This window comes from Amycolatopsis mediterranei (assembly GCF_026017845.1).
Taxonomy (GTDB): Bacteria; Actinomycetota; Actinomycetes; order Mycobacteriales; family Pseudonocardiaceae; genus Amycolatopsis; species Amycolatopsis mediterranei.
Map to the genome: position 1 here is coordinate 3,405,532 of NZ_CP100416.1, position 19,257 is coordinate 3,424,788.

The following is a 19,257-nucleotide window of genomic DNA, read 5'->3' on the forward strand; positions in this document are numbered from 1 at the left end:
AACATCGGAGAGGAACGGGCATGTACGCCGCCGAACGGCACCAGCTCCTGGCGCAACGCGCACGACGCGACGGCCGCGTCGACGTCGGTGACGTCGCCGCCGAACTCGGTGTCGCCCCCGAGACCATCCGCCGCGACCTCGGCGTCCTCGAACGCCAAGGCGTGGTCCGCCGCGTCTACGGCGGCGCGGTCGCCGTCGAGCGGCTCGACTTCGAACCCGAGGTCGCGCAGCGGGATCAGACCAACGCCGCCGAAAAGGACGCGATCGCCCGGGCCGCGCTGGACCTGGTGCCCGACCGCGGCTCGATCCTGCTCGACGCGGGCACCACGACCAGCAGGCTCGCCACGCTGCTGCCCGCCGACCGCGAGCTGACGGTGATCACCAACTCGATCCCGGTCGCCTCGATCCTCGCCACCCGGCCGGGCATCACGCTGCACATCCTGGGCGGCCGCGTCCGCGGCACGACGCTCGCCGCGGTCGAAGCCTGGACGCTGCGCGCGCTCGAAGGCCTGCTCGTCGACGTCGCTTTCCTCGGGGCCAACGGCTTTTCGGCCGAGCACGGCTGCACGACGCCGGACATGGCCGAGTCCGCCGTGAAGGCCGCCGTGGTCGCCGCCGCCCGCAAGCGGGTGCTGCTGGCCGACCACAGCAAGTACGGCACCGACCAGCTCAGCCGCTTCGCGCGGCTGGCGGAGATCGACGTCCTGATCACCGACAGCGGCATCGACGCGGGCGCGGTGGCCGAACTCGAAGAAGCGGGCCCGGAGGTGGTGCTGGCGTGATCGTCACCGTGACCCCGAACCCGAGCCTCGACCGGACCGCGCGGCTGGCCGACCTACGCCGCGGCGAGGTCAACCGGGCCGAAGCCGTGCAGCTCGACCCCGGTGGCAAGGGCGTGAACGTCGCCCGCGCGCTGGCCGCCGCCGGCACCCCGACCGTCGCGCTGCTGCCCGCCGGCGGGGCGGTCGGCGAGCGGCTGGCCGACCTGCTCGCGCCCGAAGGCGTGCCGGTCGTCGCCGTGCCGATCGCCGGGTCGACCCGCAGCAACATCACGCTCGTCGAAGCCGACGGGACCACGACGAAGATCAACGAGCCGGGCCCCGAGATCTCCCCCGCCGAACTCGCCACGCTCGAACGCCGCGCCGTCGAACTGGCCGCGCGCGGCGAATGGCTGGTGTGCTGCGGCAGCCTGCCCGCCGGCGTGCCCGACGACTTCTACGCGCGGCTGACGGAACTCGCCCACGAAGCCGGCGCGAAGGTCGCCGTCGACTCCTCCGGCGCGCCGCTCGCCGACGCCTGCACGGCCGGCCCCGACCTGCTGAAGCCCAACCTCGACGAGCTGACCGAGCTCGCCGGCCGCCCGCTCCCGCTGCTCGGCGACGTCGTCGCGTTCTGCCGGGAACTGATCTCCGGTGGCGTCGGCCGCGTGCTGGTCAGTTTGGGCGCGCGCGGCGCGGTGCTCGTCGAGGAGACCGCAACCTGCCACGCACTCGGCCCGCTCGTGGCCGTGCGCAGCACCGTCGGCGCCGGAGACGCCGCACTCGCCGGGTTCCTCCACGCGGGAGGAACCGGCCCCCAAGCCCTGCGGACCGCGGTCGCCTACGGCACCGCCGCGGTCACGCAGGAGGGCAGCCGCATGCCCACCCCGCAGGACGTGCACCCCGACCAGGTGCGCCTGCTCGACGCCGACCCCACCTTCACCCTCAGCGGAGCCGCCGCATGACCACCCCAGACCTGATCACCGCCGACCTGGTCGACCTCGGCCTCGACGCCGCCGACAAGCAGACCGCCATCCGCGGCCTCGCGCAGCGGCTCGTCGACGCCGGGCGGGTGACCGACCTCGACCTCTTCCTCAAGGACGTCGCCGCCCGCGAGGAGCAGATGGCCACCGGGCTCGAAGGCGGCATCGGCATCCCGCACTGCCGCTCGGCCGCGGTGACCGCGCCGACGCTGGCCTTCGGCCGCAGCGACGCGGGCATCGACTTCGGCGCGCCGGACGGTCCGGCGAAGCTGATCTTCCTCATCGCCGCGCCGGAAGGCGGCGGCAGCGAGCACCTCAAGGTCCTGGCCGCCCTCGCCCGGCGGCTCGTCCGGGCGGAGTTCAAGCAGCACCTGCTGGACGCCACCGACGCCGACGCCCTCGCCGAGTACATCCGCCAGGAGGTGGCCTGATCATGAAGTTCGTCGCCATCACCGCCTGCCCCACCGGGATCGCCCACACCTACATGGCGGCCGAGTCGCTGGAGCAGACCGCCAAGGCCAACGGCGACGAGATCGTCGTCGAGACCCAGGGTTCGGCCGGGTCCGAACCGCTGTCCGCCGAGGACATCGCGAGCGCCGACGCCGTCATCTTCGCCGCCGACCTCGCGGTGCAGGGCCGGGACCGCTTCGCCGGCAAGCCGATCGTCGATGCGCCGGTCAAGGCCGCGATCAACGACGCGGCCGGGCTGTTCGAGCGCGCCAAGGCCGCCGCCCGTGAACCGGCACCCGCGACGCCGGCCGCCCCGGAGCTCACGTCGAAGGTCGGCGCGAGCGACGGGGCCGGGACCAAGCTCCGCCAGTGGCTGATGACCGGCGTCAGCTACCTCATCCCGTTCGTCGCCGCGGGCGGCCTGCTGATCGCGTTGAGTTTCGCACTCGGTGGCTACAAGATCGTCGACGCGCCGAAGGTCACCGAGCACTTCGACGCGGGTTCGGTCGCCGGCTGGGCCGCGCTGATGTTCCAGATCGGCAGCGCGGCGTTCGACTTCCTGGTGCCGGTGCTGGCCGGGTTCATCGCCTTCGCGATGGCCGACCGCCCGGCCATCGCACCCGGGTTCGTCGGCGGCGCGATCGCCGTCACCGTCCACGCCGGGTTCCTCGGCGGTCTCGTCGCCGGCCTGCTGGCCGGTGGCGTCGTGCTGGCGCTGAAGAAGATCCAGGTGCCGAAGGCGATGCGGGGTATCATGCCGGTGGTGGTGTACCCGCTGCTCGGGTCCATTGTGGTCGGTGTGCTGATGTACGTCGTGGTCGGCAAGCCGATGGCGACAGTAACAATGGGCCTCACCAGCTGGCTCAACAGCCTCAGCGGCGTCAGCGCGCTGCTGCTGGGCGCGCTGCTCGGCCTGATGATGGCCTTCGACATGGGTGGCCCGGTCAACAAGGCCGCGTACGCCTTCGCCGTCGGCGGCCTGACCACCGGGGCGACGGCGTCGCTGCAGATCATGGCCGCGGTGATGGCCGCCGGGATGGTGCCGCCGCTGGCACTGGCGCTCGCGTCCACGGTCCGCAAGAAGCTGTTCACCGAGGCCGAACGCGAGAACGGCCGCGCGGCCTGGCTGCTCGGCGCGTCGTTCATCACCGAGGGCGCGATCCCGTTCGCCGCGGCGGACCCGTTCCGGGTGATCCCCTCGATCATGCTCGGCTCGGCGGTCACGGGCTCGCTGTCGATGGCCTTCGGCACAACGCTGCGCGCCCCGCACGGCGGGATCTTCGTCCTCCCGCTGATCGGCAACCCGCTGTTGTTCCTGGTGGCCTTGATCGCCGGGACGGTGGTCGCCGCCGGGTCGGTGATCGCGCTCAAGCAGGGGCGCTTCCGGGCCGCCGAGCGCTCGTCCGCCGTTTCCAGCCGGCCGGTCAACGCGTGAAGGAGTCCACTGTGTACCAACGCCGCACGCTCGTCGCCAGCAGCGTCGGGCTCCACGCCCGGCCCGCGGGCCTGGTCGCTCGCACGGCGGCCGGCCAGGCCGCGAAGGTGAAGATCGCCAAGATCACGGCCGGCGTCGCCGGAGACCCGGTCGACGCGGCCAGCGTCCTCGGGTTGATGACCCTGGGCGCGGCCCACGGGGACGAGGTGGAGCTGACCGCCGAAGGCGACGCGGCCCGGGAGTCCGTCGACGCTTTGGCCGAGCTGATCGCGCAGGATCTGGACGCGTAGAAACCAGGCCCGGGCCCTCCGGAAGGGGGCCCGGGCCTGGCCGCGTTGACAACACGCGTACGGATGGTCACCCTGTGGGCTTGAGCTGTGGGGAGGAGCTCAGCGACGGTGACGGAGAACAAACGGCTCCGGGCAGCCCGGGAAAGCACCGGATCGAAGTACCACCCCGGCGAGTGCCTGTCGCGGCGGGAGCTGGCGGAGCTGGTCAACGCCTACCTCTGGGACCACCACCGGCAGCGGACGACGTTGGACGACAACTACGTCGCGAAGCTCGAGCGCGGCACCATCCGGTGGCCGAATGCCCGGTACCGGGCCGCGTTCCGCGCCGTACTGGACGTCCGAACCGACGCGGACCTGGGGTTCGTCAACTCGCGCCGCCCGGCCGCTCCGGTCACCGAGCGCCGGGCGGTGTCGCCGGTGCCGCACCAGCTCCCTGCGCCGCCGCTGCGGTTCACCGCCCGCGTGGACGAGCTGAAGGAGCTTTCGGCCGCCTGTGACGGCACCCGGGTGGCGGACGGTGCCGTCCTGGTCATCTCGGCGGTCGCCGGCGCCGGCGGGGTCGGGAAGACGGCGTTGGCGCTGCACTGGGCCCACCGCGAGCTGGACCGGTTTCCGGACGGCCAGCTCTACGTCGATCTCCGCGGGTTCGACCCCGCCGGTCCGCCGATGCCGCCCGAGACCGCGATCCGCGGCTTCCTCGACGCGTTCGGCGTCGCTCCCTCGGCGATCCCGGCCGACCTGACCGCACAGGCCGCGTTGTACCGGACGCTGGTCAGCGGGAAGCGCATGCTGATCATCCTCGACAACGCCCGGGACAGCGCCGCGGTCGAACCGCTGCTTCCGGGCAGCGGCGGCTGCACGGTGATCGTCACCAGCCGCCACCACCTGACCGGGCTCGTCGCCCGTGGTGCGCACGCGATGCGGCTGCCGATGTTCACCCCGGGCGAAGCGGGTGAGCTGCTCGTCAAGCACCTCGGCGCCGCCAAGGTCGACGCCGAGGCCGACGCGAGCGCCGCACTGGTCCGCTTCTGCGCCGGGCTGCCGCTGGCCATCAGCATCGTCGCGGCCCGGGCCGGCTCGAACCCGGCCTTTCCCCTGGCGCTGCTGGCCGCCGAACTCGCCGACGAAACCGGCCGGCTGGACGGGCTCGACGCCGGCGAGGCGTCGGTGCGGCTCTCCTCGGTGTTCTCCGCCTCCTACCGGGCGCTGGACGACGAAGCCGCGGACCTGTTGCGGCACCTCGGTTTGGTGCCGGGCGCCGACGTCCCGGCCGCCGCCATCGCCGGGCTCACCGGCCGGCCCCTCCCCCGGATCGGCCGGCCGCTGCGCACCCTCGAGCACGCCCACCTGCTCCAGCAGCACCGCCCCGGCCGGTACCGGATGCACGACCTCGTCCGCCTCTACGCCCGCGACCGCGCGCGCACCGACCTGTCCGAGACCGCACAGGACCAGGCGATCCGCCGGCTCGTCGGCTTCTACCTGCACACCGCGTTCGCCGCCGAGCGGCTGCTCGACGACCACCGACCGTCGATCGACCTCCCGCCCCCGCCGCCCGGATGCCCGCCGCCGGCCCTCGGCGACCACGCCGCGGCCGTGCGGTGGTTCACCGAGGAACACGCCAACCTGCTCGCCGCCCAGCAGTGCGCGATCCGGCGCGGCTGGGTCGAGGAGGTCTGGCGGATCGCGTGGACGCTGAACACCCACCACCTGCGCCATGATCGCCGGGACGACAACCTCCGCGTCTGGCAGCCCGCGATCGACGCCGTCACCGAGATCCGCGGGCGCTCCGACCAGGCGGACGTCCACCGCCTCTACGGCTGGGCCCGGATCATGGTCGGCGATCACGGAGCCGGGATGACCCACCTCGGCCGGGCGCTGGAGCTGTTCCGGCAGGCCGGCGACGTCGCGGGGCAGGCCCGCGCCCACGAGGCCCTCGCCGCGGCCTGGGAGCAGCACGGGGATCACCGGCGTGCCCTGGCGCCGGCGCTGCAGGCGTTGACCTTGTACGAAGGTCTCGGCCGGCCCGCCCGGATCGCGAACGCCCTCAACACGGTGGGGTGGCAGTACGCGCGCCTCGGCGAGCTCGACCAGGCCACCAGGTACTGCACCGCGGCGCTGCGCCTCTTCCGCCGGCTCCGGTACCTCGACGCCGAGGCCTACGCCCTGCACAGCCTCGGCTACATCGACCACCAGGCCGCCCGGCACCCCGACGCGGTCCGCCACTACCGGCGCGCCGTGAACCTCCTGCGGGGAGCATTCGACCCCAAGCAGGAAGCGGTTGTGCTCGCCGACCTCGCCGACGTGTACGCCTCGGCCCACCGGTACCCCCGAGCCCGGCGTCTCTGGCTCGAGGCCCTCGCCCTCTTCCGGCAGCAGCACCGGGCGTCCGACATCGAGCGGATCGAACGCCGCCTCGCCGCGCTCGCCTGACCTCCGGCCGGCCGGGATCCCGCGATTCCTCCCTCCCGGAAGCCGTCGCCACCGGCCAGAGTGGTCTTGGGCAGTGCGACGCCGACGCTGCCTTCAGGGGGAGATGGTGGCGGCACCCGGTGGCGGGTGCCGCCACCCAGCCGTGGGGGTTACGCCGGGCCGAGCAGCGCGATCGACGCCCGGACCGCGACCTCGGTGACGTCACCGGCGCGGCCGCCGTCTTCCACGGTCGTTGCGATCAGCTCCCGCAGGCCGCCCAGCAGCATGATCGACAGCTGCCGCGACGGCGGGCTGATACCCGCCGCGCGCATCTCCGGGGTGTCCGTCAGGCGCTGGGTCATCGCAATGAAGCCCTCCATCGCGTCGCGCTGCAGCTCGCGGGCCGGGGCGCCGAGCGCGGGGATGTCCCGGATCCAGCTCAGCGTGATCGCCGGCTCGGACTCCGCGCACGCGATCCACGTCTCGATCGCCTGGCGGGCCTGGTCCTTCCACGGGGCGCGCGGGTCCACCGCCTCCGAAATCCGCTGGATCATCGACCGGTTCGCCTCCGCCAGGAGCGCGATCAAGCACTCTTCACGGCTGGAGAAGTGCTCGTAGAACGTCCGGCGGGACGTCCGCGCGCGGCGGACGACGTCGGCCACCGTCGTATCGCGGAAGCCGGCCTCGATGATCGACTCCGCCAGCCCGTCCAGGAGGCGCCGGCGGAATGGGCGGGTGTCGACGTCCACGGAAGTCACGCTATACCCCTCCTCTTGTAAGGAGATGGTACACCGGCGTACCGTACCCCCGGTACGCTCGCGTACCACCTTCCGGGAGGGTCGATGACGACCATGACACGCCCCGCAGCACTGCCACCGGGGCCCACCGCGCCCCGCGCCGTGCAGGGCGCCTATGCCCTGACGCAGCCCCTGCGCGGCTTGCGGCGGCTCAAAGAGCGCTACGGGGACGCCTTCACGGTGAACGTGCCGATCTTCGGCAACGCCGTGGTGATCAGCGGCGCCACCGAGATCAAGCAGCTGTTCACCTCCGGCCCCGAACTCGTGGACAACCTCGAGGTCAACCTCGGGCGCGTGCTCGGCCCGCGGTCGATGTTCGCGCTGTCCGGCGAGGAGCACAAACGGCAGCGCAAGCTCCTGATCCCGCCCTTCCACGGCCGCCGCCTCGCCGCGTACGAAAAGATCGTCGAGGAAGAAACCGCGCGCGAACTCGCGAGCTGGCCGGAAGGCAAGGCGTTCGCCACGCTGCCGTCGATGATGCGGATCACCCTCAACGCCATCCTCCGCGCCGTCTTCGGCGCTGAAGGGGCCGAGTTCGCCGAGCTGCGCGAGCTGCTCCCGCCGTTCGTGACCCTCGGCTCCCGGCTGGCCGTGCTGCCGATCACCAAGAAAGGCCGCTACAACCCGTGGCGCCGCTTCGAACGGATGCGCCGCGAGTACGACGCCATCGTCGACCGGCTGATCACCAAGGCCCGTCCGGACGGCGACGACGTCCTTTCGATGATGCTGCAGACCCGCTACGACGACGGGACGGGACTGAGCCGCGAAGAGATCGCCGACCAGCTCCTCACCCTGCTCACCGCCGGGCACGAGACCACGGCGACCACCCTGGCCTGGGCCGTCGAGCGCCTCCGCCGCCACTCGGCGCTGCTGGCGGAACTGCAAGCCGGCGACGGAAAACTGCTCGACGCCACGATCCTCGAAGTCCAGCGCACCCGGCCGGTCATCGACCTCACCGCCCGGCAGGTCAAGCAGGACGGCTTCCGGCTCGGCCGGTGGACGCTGCCGAAGGGGTACGCGGTGCTCGTCAGCATCGCGCTGATCCACGACGACGACACCGTCTTCCCCCACGCGGCCACCTTCGACCCGCACCGCTTCGCCGGCGCGCGCCCGGATCTCTACCAGTGGATCCCGTTCGGCGGCGGCACCCGCCGCTGCCTCGGCGCCGCCTTCGCGACCATGGAAATGACCGTCGTGCTGCGGACCCTGCTCCGGGACTTCACCCTGGTCCCGACGGAGGAGCCCGGCGAACGCTGGCACTCGCGGGGCGTGGCCTACGCCCCGGCCAAGGGCGGCCGCGCGATCGTGCGCCGCCGGAGCACCGGAGGAGATTCGTGACCGACCAGATCGCCGATGCCGGCCGGGGCATTTCCCTGGCCTACGAGCGGATCGGGGACACCGGCGCCGAGCCGCTGGTCCTCGTCGCCGGCCTGGGCCAGCAGCTGCACAGCTGGCCGGACGCCTTCTGCGCGAAGCTCGCCGAACGCGGGTACCAGGTCATCCGGTTCGACAACCGCGACGCCGGCCGCTCCACGCACCCGCGCTTCCGGCCGCCGAGCCTGGCCGGCATGCTCGTGGGCCGGTTCCCCGCGCAGCAGTACGACCTCACGGACATGGCCGCCGACACCATCGGCCTGTTCGACGCCCTGGACCTCGAGACCGCCCACGTCGCGGGCGTCTCGATGGGCGGCATGATCTCCCAGACCGTGGCGGCACGGTACCCGGAGCGGATCCGCACGCTGACGTCGATCATGTCGACGACCGGGTCGCGCGTGTTCGGCCGGCCGGCGCTTTCGACGCTGCGGATGATGGGCGCGAAGCCGCCGAAGTCCCGCGAGGAGGCGATCGAAAGCGCCGTCCGGATGTTCCGCCACATCGGCTCGCGCGGCTTCCCGTTCGACGAGGCCCGGGTCCGTGAGCGGGCCGGGACGAGCTGGGACCGCGACCCGACGGCCGGCGGTGTGGGCCGCCAGCTCGCGGCCATCATGAAGTCCGGCAACCGGACGCCGCTGCTGCGGAAGATCACCGCGCCGACGCTGGTGATCCACGGCGACCGCGACCGGATGGTCCACCCCACCGGCGGTGCGGCCACCGCACGCGCCATCCCGGGCGCCCGGCTCGAAACCGTCCGCGGGATGGGCCACGACCTGCCCGAAGGCGCGTGGTCCACGGTGCTCGACCTCATCGACCAGCACGCGAGGAGCAGCGATGTCCCGGCCCCGTAGTGCCAATCCGACCGAAAGCAGGCGGGGACGGTCCGCAGCCGATCCGCGCGAGGCGACGGTTTCCGCCGTGACTGCCGTCGGATCGGCACGCAAACGGCACAGCATCAGCGGCCGCCCGGTGGTCATCACCGGCGCGGCCTCCGGCATCGGCCGCGCGCTGGCCACCCGGCTCTCCCGGCTCGGCTCGCCGGTCGCCCTCGCCGACGTCGACGAAGACGGCTTGAAGGCCACCGCGGCCGCACTGTCCGGCAAGGTGCTGACCCGCGTCCTCGACGTCCGCGACGCCGAAGACCAGCTGAGGTTCGCCGCCGAGGTCCGCGAATGGCTCCCGGCTCCGCTGGCCGCGGTGTTCAACAACGCCGGCGTCGCGGTGACCTCGACCGTGCTCGACGCGGTGCCCGAGGACGACGACTGGCTGCACGACATCAACTTCCGCGGCGTCGTCCACGGGACGCGGGCGTTCTTGCCCATCCTCGTCGAACAGGGCGAAGGCGCGATCGTGAACACCTCCAGCGTATTCGGCCTGCTCGGCATGCCGTACCAGAGCGCCTACTGCGCGGCGAAGTTCGCCGTCCGCGGCTTCACCGAGTCGCTGCGGCAGGAACTGCGCGGCACCGACGTCCGCGCCATCACCGTCCACCCGGGCGGCATCACGACGAACATCGCGCGCAACGCCCGGGTGCGCCGCGACCCCGAGGGCCGGGGCCGCACCCAGGAGCAGATGGCCGCGCAGTTCGAAGCCATGACGATGACGTCGCCGGACAAGGCGGCGGCGATCATCCACGCCGGTGTCGACCGCGGGAAGGCCCGCATCCTGGTCGGCCCGGACGCCTACCTGTTCGACGCGCTCGCCCGCATCACCCCCACCCACTACAACGCCGTGCTGACGCGCGTCATGCGGCGCGCCCGGCGGACGGAGACGGTGTAAATGACCGAACACCTCGACGTGCTGATCGTCGGTGCCGGGCTGTCCGGCGTCGGCGCGGCCCACCACCTGCGCACGGCGTTCCCGCGCAAGAGCTACGCGATCCTCGAAGCCCGCGACGCGATCGGCGGTACCTGGGACCTGTTCCGCTACCCCGGCGTCCGGTCCGATTCGGACATGCAGACCCTCGGCTACCGGTTCCGGCCGTGGACCGACGCGAAGGCCATCGCGGACGGGCCCTCGATCCTGCGGTACGTCCGCGACACCGCGGCCGACGCGGGGATCGACCGGCACATCCGGTTCGGGCACCGGGTGGTCCGCGCCGAATGGTCCACAGAGGACGCACGGTGGACGGTCGAGGCCGAGCACGACGGGCAACCGGTCGTGTTCACCGCCAAGTTCCTGTACCTGTGCAGCGGCTACTACGACTACGCGGCCGGGCACACGCCGGAGTTCCCCGGTCTCGAGAACTTCGGCGGCACCGTCGTCCACCCGCAGCACTGGCCCGAGGACCTCGACTACACCGGCAAGAAGGTCGTCGTCATCGGTAGCGGCGCCACCGCGGTCACCCTCGTCCCGGCGATGACCGACCGCGCCGCCCACGTGACGATGCTGCAGCGCTCCCCCACCTACATCCTGTCGCTGCCGTCGGAGGACGCGCTGGCCAACCGGCTGCGCGGGCTGCTCGGCGCCCGGCTGGCGTACCCGATCGCGCGCTGGAAGAACGTCGCGGTGAGCACGCTGATCTACCAGCTCAGCCGGCGGCGCCCGGCCGTGGTGAAGGCGATGATCCGCAAGGCGACGGCGAAGCAGCTGCCACCCGGGTTCGCCGTCGACACCCACTTCAAGCCGCGGTACCAGCCCTGGGACCAGCGGCTGTGCCTGGTCCCGGACGGCGACCTGTTCCGGTCGCTCCGCCGCGGCGACGCCTCGATCGTCACCGACCGGATCGCGGAATTCACCCAGCGGGGCGTCCGGCTCGAATCGGGCGACGAGCTCGAGGCCGACGTCGTCGTCACCGCGACCGGGCTGCGGCTGCTGGCCTTCGGCGGCATCGCGCTGTCGGTGGACGGCGTCCCGGTGAAGCTGCCGGAAACGCTGGCCTACAAGGGCATGATGCTCAGCGGCGTGCCGAACTTCGCGTTCACGATCGGTTACACGAATGCGTCGTGGACGCTGAAGGCCGACCTGGTCGGCGAGTACGTCGTCCGGCTGCTGCGCCACCTCGACCGGCACGGCTACGACCAGTGCGTGCCGGTCAACGACGACCCGGCGGTCACCGAGCGGCCGCTGCTGGACTTCGACGCCGGGTACGTGCAGCGGTCGATCGACGAGTTCCCGAAGGCCGGTTCGCGGGCGCCGTGGCAGCTGGGCATGAGCTACGCGCACGACGTCGTCAAACTCCGGCACGGCCGGATCGACGACGGCGCGCTGCGTTTCTCGCGGCGGCGGGCGGGAGCGGGCAGACTGAGCGCATGACGCTCGGTACCTCGCCCGCCCAGGGCCGCTGACATGCACTCCGCGGGACTCGTGCTCCATCCCCGCCGCGACTCCGCGGCCGCCGTCGAAGCCGTTCTCGGCTGGGCGAGCAACCGGAACATCGAAATCCTCGGCATCGCCGACGAGATCGTCCGGCTCAACTGCGCCGCGATCGGGGTGACGCCCGAGGAGCTCGGCCGCCGCTCCGACCTGGTGGTCAGCCTGGGCGGCGACGGCACGATGCTGCGGGCCATGCGGCTGGCCGACGGGCAGCGGGCGCCGGTGCTCGGGGTGAACCTCGGCAAGCTCGGCTTCCTGGCCGAGGTCGACGTCCCCGACCTGCCCGGCGCGCTCTCGGCCATCGACGGCCACCAGTTCACGGTGGAACCGCGGCTGGCCGTGGACGCGGTGCTGCAGGGGCGGAAGATCACCGCGTTCAACGACATCGCGGTGGTGCGCGTGCCCGGCGACGGCAGCGCAGTGGTCGCCGTCCGCGTCGGGGGCCAGCCGTTCGTGAGCTACTCGGCCGACGCGGTGGTCGTCGCGACCCCGACCGGCTCGACGGCCTACAGCTTCTCGGCGGGCGGCCCGATCACCAGCCCGGCGGTGGAGGCCCTGCTGGTGACGCCCGCGGCGCCGCATTCGGCGTACAGCCGGGGCGTGGTGCTCTCGGTGCACGACGAGGTGACCCTGGAGCTGCTGCCGACCAGCGGCCGGCTGGCGGTGGAGGTCGACGGCCAGGTCGAGGGGTACGTCTCCCCCGGCGAACGGCTCGACCTGCGCGGCCGGCCGAGCGCGGCGCGGGTGGTCCGGCTCGGGATGACGACGTTCTACCAGCGGGCGCGGCGCAAGCTGCGGCTCACGGATTCGGCCGAAATCCCGCAGGACGGCGACCACTGACGGTGTCCTGCGTCACAGCGCGGACGCGTCGGCAATGGTCACGGAAAGGTCACGGGTAGCGTCCCCGGCTGCGCCTGAACCAGCCGAACCGTCCCGGAGTGTTTCCCCACATGCTGTGTCCCGCACCCGTCCGTCCCCGCCTGCGCGCCCGCCTGCTCGTGCCGGGAGCCCTCGCCGCCTTCGCCGGCGCCGTCGTGCTGCTCGCCGTGCTGCACGTCGATCGCCGGCTCGCGCCCCTCGACCCGGTCAGCACGATGCTCAGCGACTACGCGCTGAGCGCGGGCCGCTGGATGTGGGACGGCGCGCTCCTGCTCACCAGCACGGGATCGGCGCTGCTGCTGGTCGCGCTCTACCGCCGTGGCCTGCTCGCCAACCCCGCACTGGTGGCGGCGAAGGTGCTGTGGTGCGTGAGTCTCCTGGCGGTCGCGGTGTTCGCGAAGGATCCGCAGGGCGGCGCGGTCACCGCGACCGGCAAGATCCACCTGTACGCCTCGGCGGTGACCTGCCTGAGCCTGCCGGTGGTCGGCTGGGCGCTGGGACGGCGGCACCGCGACGACCCGCGCTGGCGGCGCTTCGCGACGTGGTCGCGGCGGCTGGCCCTGGCGGCGATCCCGTTCTACCTGCCGTTCATCGTCCCGTTCGCGGTGAACGTCGTCCTCGGCGGTCACCTGCCCACCGTGGCGACCGGCCTGGTCGAGCGGCTGATGATGGTCCTGGAGATCGCCCTGCTGGGCGTCCTGGGCCACTGGGCGCACCGGGCGATGCCGACCGGGGTCCGGTTCCGGCCGCGTGCTCAGGTGTCGCCCGGCTGATCGCGGGTGCGGTGCAGGAGCCAGTCGCGGGCGGTGCGGATCAGGGCGTACCGCACCGAGCCCACCCGGCCGTGCAGGGTGAACAGGATGCGCTTGGCCGTCCGGTCGTGCTCCTCCCACCAGCCCGTGTCGGCGATCTTCTTCGTCTCGTCCTCGTAGTCGAGGTGGTCGAGAGCGTGGTCGGGCACGGCGACGGCGAGGCGGTCGGCGCCGGGATCCGGCGGGAGGCCGCGCGGGACCGCCCATGAGCGCAGCACGCCGTCCTCCTCCAGCCGCAGGTCGAAGTGGTGCCGTGGCCGAAAGTGCTCGTGCAGCACGAACGCCGGTCGCCGATCGTTCACGGCGTTCACCATGCCAGATCACCCGTCCGGGTAAGTCCGGCTAGGTTGGGACCCACAGGGGATTCCAGGGAGGCCGGGTGAACGTCACCGGTGCGGTGCTGCCCGGCGCCGCCGGAGTGGCCTTCGTCGTGTTCGCCGTCCGGCTGGCCCGCGAACCGCGGCGGCTGGGCAACGCCGTGTGGCTCGGCGTGGCGCTGCTGCTGATCGCGTTGTGGCTGCTGCGCGCGGCACTGCACCTGGAGTGGCTGACGCCGGTGCTGGTCGGGCTGCTGGCCGTCGTGGCCGTGCTCGTCGCCCTGGTGCTGCCGGCGGCGCTGATCGTCAACGGCGTGCGGATGTGGCGTCGCGAAGGCCGCAGCGCCGGGAACCTGCTGTCGCTCGGCCTCGGCGCCGGGCTGGTCACGCTGGAGGCGCTGGCCTTCGCGCCGCTCGGCCGGTGGGGTTCGGCGCTGGTGGCCATCGCCGTCGTGCTGGGCGGCTACTTCGGGTTCCTCTTCCTGTCGCTGCTGGTCTATTCCGTGGTGTACAGCCGGATCGGTCGCCGCGGCGGGTTCGACGCGATCATCGTGCTCGGCTGCGGCCTCGACGGCGAGCGCGTGCCGCCGCTGCTCGCCGGGCGGCTCGAGCGCGCGATCCGGCTCCACGACCGGGAGCCGGAGCCGCCGTTGCTGGTCGTTTCGGGCGGGCGCGGCCCCGGCGAGACGGTCTCCGAAGCCGAAGCGATGCACGCCTACCTGCGGGACCGCGGTATTCCGGACGACCACATCCGGCGCGAGGACCGCGCCCGCACGACCGAGGAGAACCTCCGCTTCTCGGCGGACCTGCTCCCGGCCGGCGCGCGGCGCGTGGTCGCGGTGACCAGCAGCTACCACGTGTTCCGGGCGGCGGTGGAGTGCCGACGGCTCGGCCTGCCGTTCCACGCGACGGGCGCACCGACGGCCCGGTACTTCCTGCCGAGCGCGCTGCTGCGCGAGTTCGCGGCGCTGATCCTGCACTACCGCCGGACGACGATCGCGGCGTGCGTGGTGATCGTCGGCGCAGGCGTCCTGCTGGCCATCTTCGCCTGAACCGCGGGCCACCTAGCCTGCACGCAGGACCGAGCAGGCGCGGGCCACCCCGTCCTCGGCCCGCAGGCGCGCGCCGACGTACTGCGCGCCCCGGCGGAACAGCGGGTTCTCCGTCAGCTCCCGCAACCGGGCGGTCAGCGATCCGACGTCGAGGTCCTCCAGCGGCAACGGTCTCGGACCGGCGCTCAGCCGCGACACCCGATCGCCCCAGTAGGGCTGGTCGGAGAAGACCGGGCAGACCAGCGCCGGCACTCCGGCCCGCAGCCCGGCGGCGGTGGTCCCGGCGCCACCGTGGTGGACGACGGCGGCGGTGCGCGGGAACAGCCAGTCGTGCGGGACGTCCCCGGCGATCAGCAGGTCATCGGCACCGGCCCCGGTGCCGATGACGCCACGCAGCCCGGCCCGGCGCAACGCCGTGGTGACGATGTCGTAGGTCCGCTCGGCGTCGGCGGGCTGCATGCTGCCGAAGCCGGCGTAGACCGGCGGCGGTCCCGCGGCGAGGAAGTCGCGCAGCCGCGGGTCCGGGCGCGGGTGCGCGGTGTCGAGGAACCAGTAGCCGGTGACGTGCACGCGGGCGGGCCAGTCGGGCGGCCGCGGCACGACGGCGTCGGAAAATCCGCACAGCACGGGCGAACGCCGCCGCGGCCCCCGTCGTCCGGCCTTCGGCAGGCCGAGCGTCTCGACGCGCCAGCGGTCGACTTCGGGCCGCAGGACCTGCCAGGCGAAGGCGTCGACGGCGGTGAAGCTCAGGTGCCGTCCCCAGGGACCGAGCCGGGCGGCCTGCGGCAGGAGCGGGTGCGCGAAGGCCCGCGTCGGCACGCTGGGCTGGTAGTGCAGCTCGACGTCGGGGACGCCGAGGTGGGCGCCCAGGTGCGTGCCGAGGAAGCCGAGCGAGGGGGCGAGCACGAGGTCGGCCCCGGCGGCGCCGGCGTGGACGTCGGCGAGAAGCCCGTCGAGGACCGGCCGCAGGACGGCCCGCAGCCCGGAGAGGAAAGTCCGGCGGCTTCCGGTGGTCCACGCTCGCCCGGCGGCCGAGCCGAGGAGGGCGGCGGGATCGGCCGAGAGGGACGCGAAGCCGAGACTGTGAGCTTCGGCCAGCGCCCGGAAGCCCGGCGCGGCGAGCAAGCGGACGCGATCACCATCGGCGGCCAGGCCGCGGCCGAGGGCCACACACGGCTGAACATCACCACGCGACCCCGGCGCGACGATCACGACCAGGCGGCTCATCGCTTCGCTCCGGCATGGGAGCGGCGCGGCGGCCGCGGCCGGTCGTTCACCGCACCACCGCTGCATTGCTCCGGCGACCGCCTCACCGCTTCGCTCCGACACCGGGACGGCGGAGCAGACTCGCCCGGCCGTTCGCCACACCACCGCCGCATAACCCCAGCCACTCCCGCTTCGCTCCGACACCGGAGCGGCGGAAGGACCCGGCCGGCCGCCCCGTGCCGACGCAGCACCGCCCCGGCCGGCCCCCGCCACCCACGCCGGCGCCTCATCGCTTCGCCGCCGTCAGGTGGTAGCGCCACCGGAACGGCAAGTTCGCCAGCGCCGCCGCCAGCCGGGCGTCTCTGCCCACCAGATAACGCGGAGCCGGGCGGCGGGCCGTCAGCGCCCGGACGACCGTCTCCGCCGCCCGGCGCGGTGGCACGCCCGTCCGGGCCGAGCGGGCCGCGCTGCGTTCCGCCGCCGCCAGCTGGTCGCCGTACCTCTCCAAGGCCGCCGGCGGCAGCCGCTCGCGGACCTCCTCCGCCGCCGCTCGGGCTCGGGGCCAGATCGGCGTGGCCACCGCTCCCGGCTCGACCAGCACCACCCGGATCCCCTCCGGGGCGAGCTCCGCGCGCAGGCTGTCGGTCAAGCCGACCAGGGCGAACTTCGACGTGTGGTACGGCCCGACCATCGGCCCCGCGATCCGCCCACCGATCGAGCCGATCGTCACCACGCGCGCCGATTCCGCGCGCCGCAACGCCGGCAGCATCGCGCGCGTCACCACCAGCTGACCGGTGACGTTCACCTCCAGCTGTTCCCGGAACGCCGCCAGCGGCACGTGCTCCAGCGGCCCCGGCCGCGCGACACCGGCGTTGTTCACCAAGCCCCGCAACGGTCCCGCCGTCGCCACGCGCTCTCCGCACCGGGCGACCGAATCCGCGTCGCGCAGGTCCATCCGCAGCACGGTGACCGCGTCGCCGTACGCCCGCTCGAGTTCCGCTTCGTCCGCGTCGGTGCGTACGCTCGCCCACACGTGCGCGCCCCGCCGGATCAGCTCCGCCACGCAGGCGCGGCCGATCCCGCCCGCCGCCCCGGTCACCACGTAGGAGGGTTTCACGACGCCAGCACCTGCAGCATCCGCGGCCACGTCTTGTGCAGCTGCAGCTGCCAGTACGCCCACTGGTGCGTGCCGGGGCCGTAGAGATCCGCCGTCACCGGGACGCCGAGCTCGCGCAGCCGGCCGGCCATCGCCGTCGTCTGGGCACCGCAGAGGAACTCCAGGAGCATCGCGCCGGGCAGGACGTCGATCGGGAGCTTGGCGTCGAGCGGGCCCGGCAGCCCGTTGCCCGCCGAGAGGTACAGCTCGGTGCCGCGCAGGCGATCCGCGTTCACCAGCGGGTCGTGTGCTTCCCAGCGCGCGGCCTCGCGGCGCCGGTCGCCCCACAGGGCCTCGGGGTCGAGGTGGGCCGACGCGACGATCGCGCTCGTCAGCAGTTCGCCGCCGGCGCCGGCCGGGTTGAGGTTGCCGCTGAAGGAGGCCGCGTACCGGAACACCCCCGGCCGTCGGGCGGCGAGCTCGAACGCGCCGTACCCACCGAGGGAGAGGCCGGCGGCCGCGCGCCTGCCGTTCCCGCGGTAGCCGCGGTCGATCAGCTGCGGCAGTTCGACGGCGGTGAAGGTCTCCCACTGGTTGAGCGCGAGGTTCTTGCCGTAGTTCCACCAGTCGCTGAAGAAGCCCGCGGATCCCGCGCCGGGCATGACGACCAGGACGCCGGCGTCGTCGGCGAGCTGCCGGACGTCGGTGTTCGCGCTCCAGCCGCGGTAGTCCTGCAGCCGGGTCTCGCCGGCCAGCAGGTAGACCGCCGCCCAGCGCCGGTCCGGCTCGGCCGCCCAGTTCCGGGGCAAGATCAGCCGGACCATCGTGTACGCCCCGGCACCGGCCGAGCGCACGGTCAGGTCGAGCACCCGCGCGTCACCGTCCACAATGGTCTCGGCGACGACGTGCGAGCCGTCGTCGGCCCGGACGTCCGGGGCGCCGGCCGCGGCCGAGGCCGGGATACCGGGCAGCACGCACACCGCCGTCACCAGTGCCGTGAACCACCTCACAAAAGGGCGCATGCGTTTCCTTTCCCGGTCGCTCGAAGGTTCGGCCAAGCTAAAGGAACGACGCCGGTAAAAGCAATTGTCCTGTCCACGATGTGAGCGGACAATGTGAATACCGGGAAAACAAACTCCCCCGCGCGGGTGAGGCAGCGGTCGCGCAGGGTGACCAATCTCGGACGCCCGTGCCACAACCCAGCCCAGAACTCGCCAGTAACCTGCAATCCAGCAGCTCACGCGCTGTACCCGAGGATGTTTACGCCGTCTTGAGGTGGTTCCGGTAACCGATTTCCCCGCGTAGCCTTCGCCGTGCCGCCGGATCGGACGTCGCTCGAGACGTCCCCGGCGAAGGGTTCCAGCGCAGGGGCCACACCTCCCCGAGAATGCTCCCGGAAGGGTTCTTCATGGCTGCCCGAATTCGCTTTCCCCCCGCCCGCCTCGCCGTCCTGCTGATCGCCGCGGCCGCCGTGGCCACCATTTCCCCCGCAAAACCGGCCACGGCGGTCCCGGTTTCCGGGCCGCCCGCCGTGCCCCCGGCCGCGCTGCTGCCCGCCGAGACGATCCCCGGGCCGCCCGCGGCGCGCGACGTCTTCGACGTCGCCACCGCACTGTCCACTTCGGACCGGAGTGCCGGCGGGGAGTGCGCCGACGTCGTCCACGGCCGGCTGCTGCGCCCCGGCGCGGTCACCGGCCAGGGCTTCCAGACCGCGGTACCCGGCGGGCAGCTGTCCGAACTCGTCGCCCGCACCCCGCAGCCACCCGATCTCACCGCCTGGGCCGCGCAGGCGCGCCGCTGCGCCCGCGTCACCGCCGACGATCAGGACCTGCCCACGGTCTCGGCCACGACCGTCACGACCGCACCCACCGTTCCCGGCGCGCAAACCCTGTCCTACCAGCAGGTGCTGACCCTGCCCGGGCAGCCGGCCGGGCTGCCCGGCCTCCGCCTGCGCACCGTCGCCATCGCCGCCGACGGCGTGCTCGTCCTGCTCCGCGACGCCGGAGCGACCGACCTCGACCTCGACACCCTGGCCGTCGCCGCGTGGCAGCACGCGGCCCCGCGGCTGGGCCGCTAGCACCCGC

At 73.1% G+C, this 19,257-nt stretch carries 19 protein-coding genes; 14 read left to right on the plus strand and 5 right to left on the minus strand.

The genetic code is table 11. The annotated features are described in order from the left end of the window. Positions 1 to 20 precede the first annotated feature (20 nt). The 6 genes from ISP_RS16275 to ISP_RS16300 all read left to right on the plus strand — a co-directional run bounded on the left by ISP_RS16275 (position 21) and on the right by ISP_RS16300 (position 6,346). On the plus strand, positions 21 to 782 hold the full coding sequence (locus ISP_RS16275; protein ID WP_013226344.1) for a DeoR/GlpR family DNA-binding transcription regulator: 762 nt from the start codon (positions 21 to 23) through the stop codon (positions 780 to 782). Then, entirely contained in the window at positions 779 to 1,723 is a 945-nt protein-coding gene (pfkB, locus tag ISP_RS16280; RefSeq protein WP_013226343.1) for a 1-phosphofructokinase, read from the plus strand. Before ISP_RS16275 ends, pfkB begins: the two co-directional genes overlap by 4 nt. Next, positions 1,720 to 2,172 (plus strand): PTS sugar transporter subunit IIA, encoded by a 453-nt coding sequence (locus tag ISP_RS16285; protein ID WP_013226342.1) that lies wholly within the window; start codon positions 1,720 to 1,722, stop codon positions 2,170 to 2,172. The genes pfkB and ISP_RS16285 overlap by 4 nt, the downstream gene beginning before the upstream one ends. Positions 2,173 to 2,174: 2 nt before the next feature. Continuing rightward, positions 2,175 to 3,626 carry a PTS fructose transporter subunit IIC gene (locus tag ISP_RS16290; RefSeq protein ID WP_013226341.1) on the plus strand — a complete coding sequence of 484 codons (1,452 nt, stop codon included), beginning with the start codon at positions 2,175 to 2,177 and terminating at the stop codon, positions 3,624 to 3,626. A gap of 11 nt (positions 3,627 to 3,637) precedes the next feature. After that, complete coding sequence (locus tag ISP_RS16295) at positions 3,638 to 3,916, plus strand: HPr family phosphocarrier protein (RefSeq protein WP_013226340.1); 279 nt, start codon at positions 3,638 to 3,640, stop codon at positions 3,914 to 3,916. A 108-nt stretch (positions 3,917 to 4,024) separates the two neighbouring features. Further along, on the plus strand, positions 4,025 to 6,346 hold the full coding sequence (locus ISP_RS16300) for a helix-turn-helix domain-containing protein (RefSeq protein WP_013226339.1): 2,322 nt from the start codon (positions 4,025 to 4,027) through the stop codon (positions 6,344 to 6,346). Between the two features lie 149 nt (positions 6,347 to 6,495). Here the strand turns inward: ISP_RS16300 and ISP_RS16305 are convergent, their stop codons facing one another. Continuing rightward, positions 6,496 to 7,083 (minus strand): TetR/AcrR family transcriptional regulator, encoded by a 588-nt coding sequence (locus ISP_RS16305; protein ID WP_013226338.1) that lies wholly within the window; start codon positions 7,081 to 7,083, stop codon positions 6,496 to 6,498. Positions 7,084 to 7,167: 84 nt separating this feature from the next. Between ISP_RS16305 and ISP_RS16310 the strand changes: the two genes are divergently transcribed. From ISP_RS16310 to ISP_RS16335, 6 genes are all read left to right on the plus strand, one after another. Then, positions 7,168 to 8,460 (plus strand): cytochrome P450, encoded by a 1,293-nt coding sequence (locus ISP_RS16310; RefSeq protein ID WP_013226337.1) that lies wholly within the window; start codon positions 7,168 to 7,170, stop codon positions 8,458 to 8,460. After that, positions 8,457 to 9,347 (plus strand): alpha/beta fold hydrolase, encoded by an 891-nt coding sequence (locus ISP_RS16315; RefSeq protein ID WP_013226336.1) that lies wholly within the window; start codon positions 8,457 to 8,459, stop codon positions 9,345 to 9,347. Before ISP_RS16310 ends, ISP_RS16315 begins: the two co-directional genes overlap by 4 nt. Before the next feature lie 67 nt (positions 9,348 to 9,414). Beyond that, the gene (locus tag ISP_RS16320) at positions 9,415 to 10,275 is read left to right on the plus strand and encodes an SDR family NAD(P)-dependent oxidoreductase (protein WP_013226335.1); all 861 of its coding nucleotides are present in this window, start codon (positions 9,415 to 9,417) and stop codon (positions 10,273 to 10,275) included. After that, positions 10,276 to 11,751: a flavin-containing monooxygenase gene (locus ISP_RS16325; protein ID WP_013226334.1), complete on the plus strand. Its 1,476-nt coding sequence runs from the start codon at positions 10,276 to 10,278 to the stop codon at positions 11,749 to 11,751. It abuts the gene before it with no gap. Positions 11,752 to 11,784: 33 nt separating this feature from the next. Continuing rightward, positions 11,785 to 12,651 (plus strand): NAD(+)/NADH kinase, encoded by an 867-nt coding sequence (locus ISP_RS16330; RefSeq protein WP_013226333.1) that lies wholly within the window; start codon positions 11,785 to 11,787, stop codon positions 12,649 to 12,651. A 110-nt stretch (positions 12,652 to 12,761) separates the two neighbouring features. Next, complete coding sequence (locus ISP_RS16335) at positions 12,762 to 13,463, plus strand: DUF998 domain-containing protein (RefSeq protein ID WP_013226332.1); 702 nt, start codon at positions 12,762 to 12,764, stop codon at positions 13,461 to 13,463. Here the strand turns inward: ISP_RS16335 and ISP_RS16340 are convergent. Beyond that, positions 13,445 to 13,804 carry a DNA polymerase ligase N-terminal domain-containing protein gene (locus ISP_RS16340; RefSeq protein WP_230468913.1) on the minus strand — a complete coding sequence of 120 codons (360 nt, stop codon included), beginning with the start codon at positions 13,802 to 13,804 and terminating at the stop codon, positions 13,445 to 13,447. The two genes, ISP_RS16335 and ISP_RS16340, sit on opposite strands and share 19 nt — an antisense overlap. A 77-nt stretch (positions 13,805 to 13,881) precedes the next feature. On the opposite strand from ISP_RS16340, the gene ISP_RS16345 reads away from it, so the two are divergent. Next, entirely contained in the window at positions 13,882 to 14,871 is a 990-nt protein-coding gene (locus tag ISP_RS16345; RefSeq protein WP_013226330.1) for a YdcF family protein, read from the plus strand. A gap of 12 nt (positions 14,872 to 14,883) precedes the next feature. On the opposite strand, the gene ISP_RS16350 is transcribed toward ISP_RS16345, so the two are convergent. The 3 genes from ISP_RS16350 to ISP_RS16360 form a co-directional block, all read right to left on the minus strand. After that, positions 14,884 to 16,098 carry a glycosyltransferase gene (locus ISP_RS16350; RefSeq protein WP_013226329.1) on the minus strand — a complete coding sequence of 405 codons (1,215 nt, stop codon included), beginning with the start codon at positions 16,096 to 16,098 and terminating at the stop codon, positions 14,884 to 14,886. A 265-nt stretch (positions 16,099 to 16,363) separates the two neighbouring features. After that, positions 16,364 to 17,194, minus strand: a complete 831-nt coding sequence (locus tag ISP_RS16355; RefSeq protein ID WP_013226328.1) for an SDR family NAD(P)-dependent oxidoreductase — start codon at positions 17,192 to 17,194, stop codon at positions 16,364 to 16,366. Next, positions 17,191 to 18,195, minus strand: coding sequence for an alpha/beta hydrolase (locus ISP_RS16360; RefSeq protein ID WP_230468912.1), 1,005 nt, complete (start codon positions 18,193 to 18,195; stop codon positions 17,191 to 17,193). The genes ISP_RS16355 and ISP_RS16360 overlap by 4 nt, the downstream gene beginning before the upstream one ends. A 386-nt stretch (positions 18,196 to 18,581) precedes the next feature. On the opposite strand from ISP_RS16360, the gene ISP_RS16365 reads away from it, so the two are divergent. Next, positions 18,582 to 19,250, plus strand: a complete 669-nt coding sequence (locus ISP_RS16365; RefSeq protein ID WP_013226326.1) for a hypothetical protein — start codon at positions 18,582 to 18,584, stop codon at positions 19,248 to 19,250. The last annotated feature ends 7 nt before the right edge of the window (positions 19,251 to 19,257 follow it).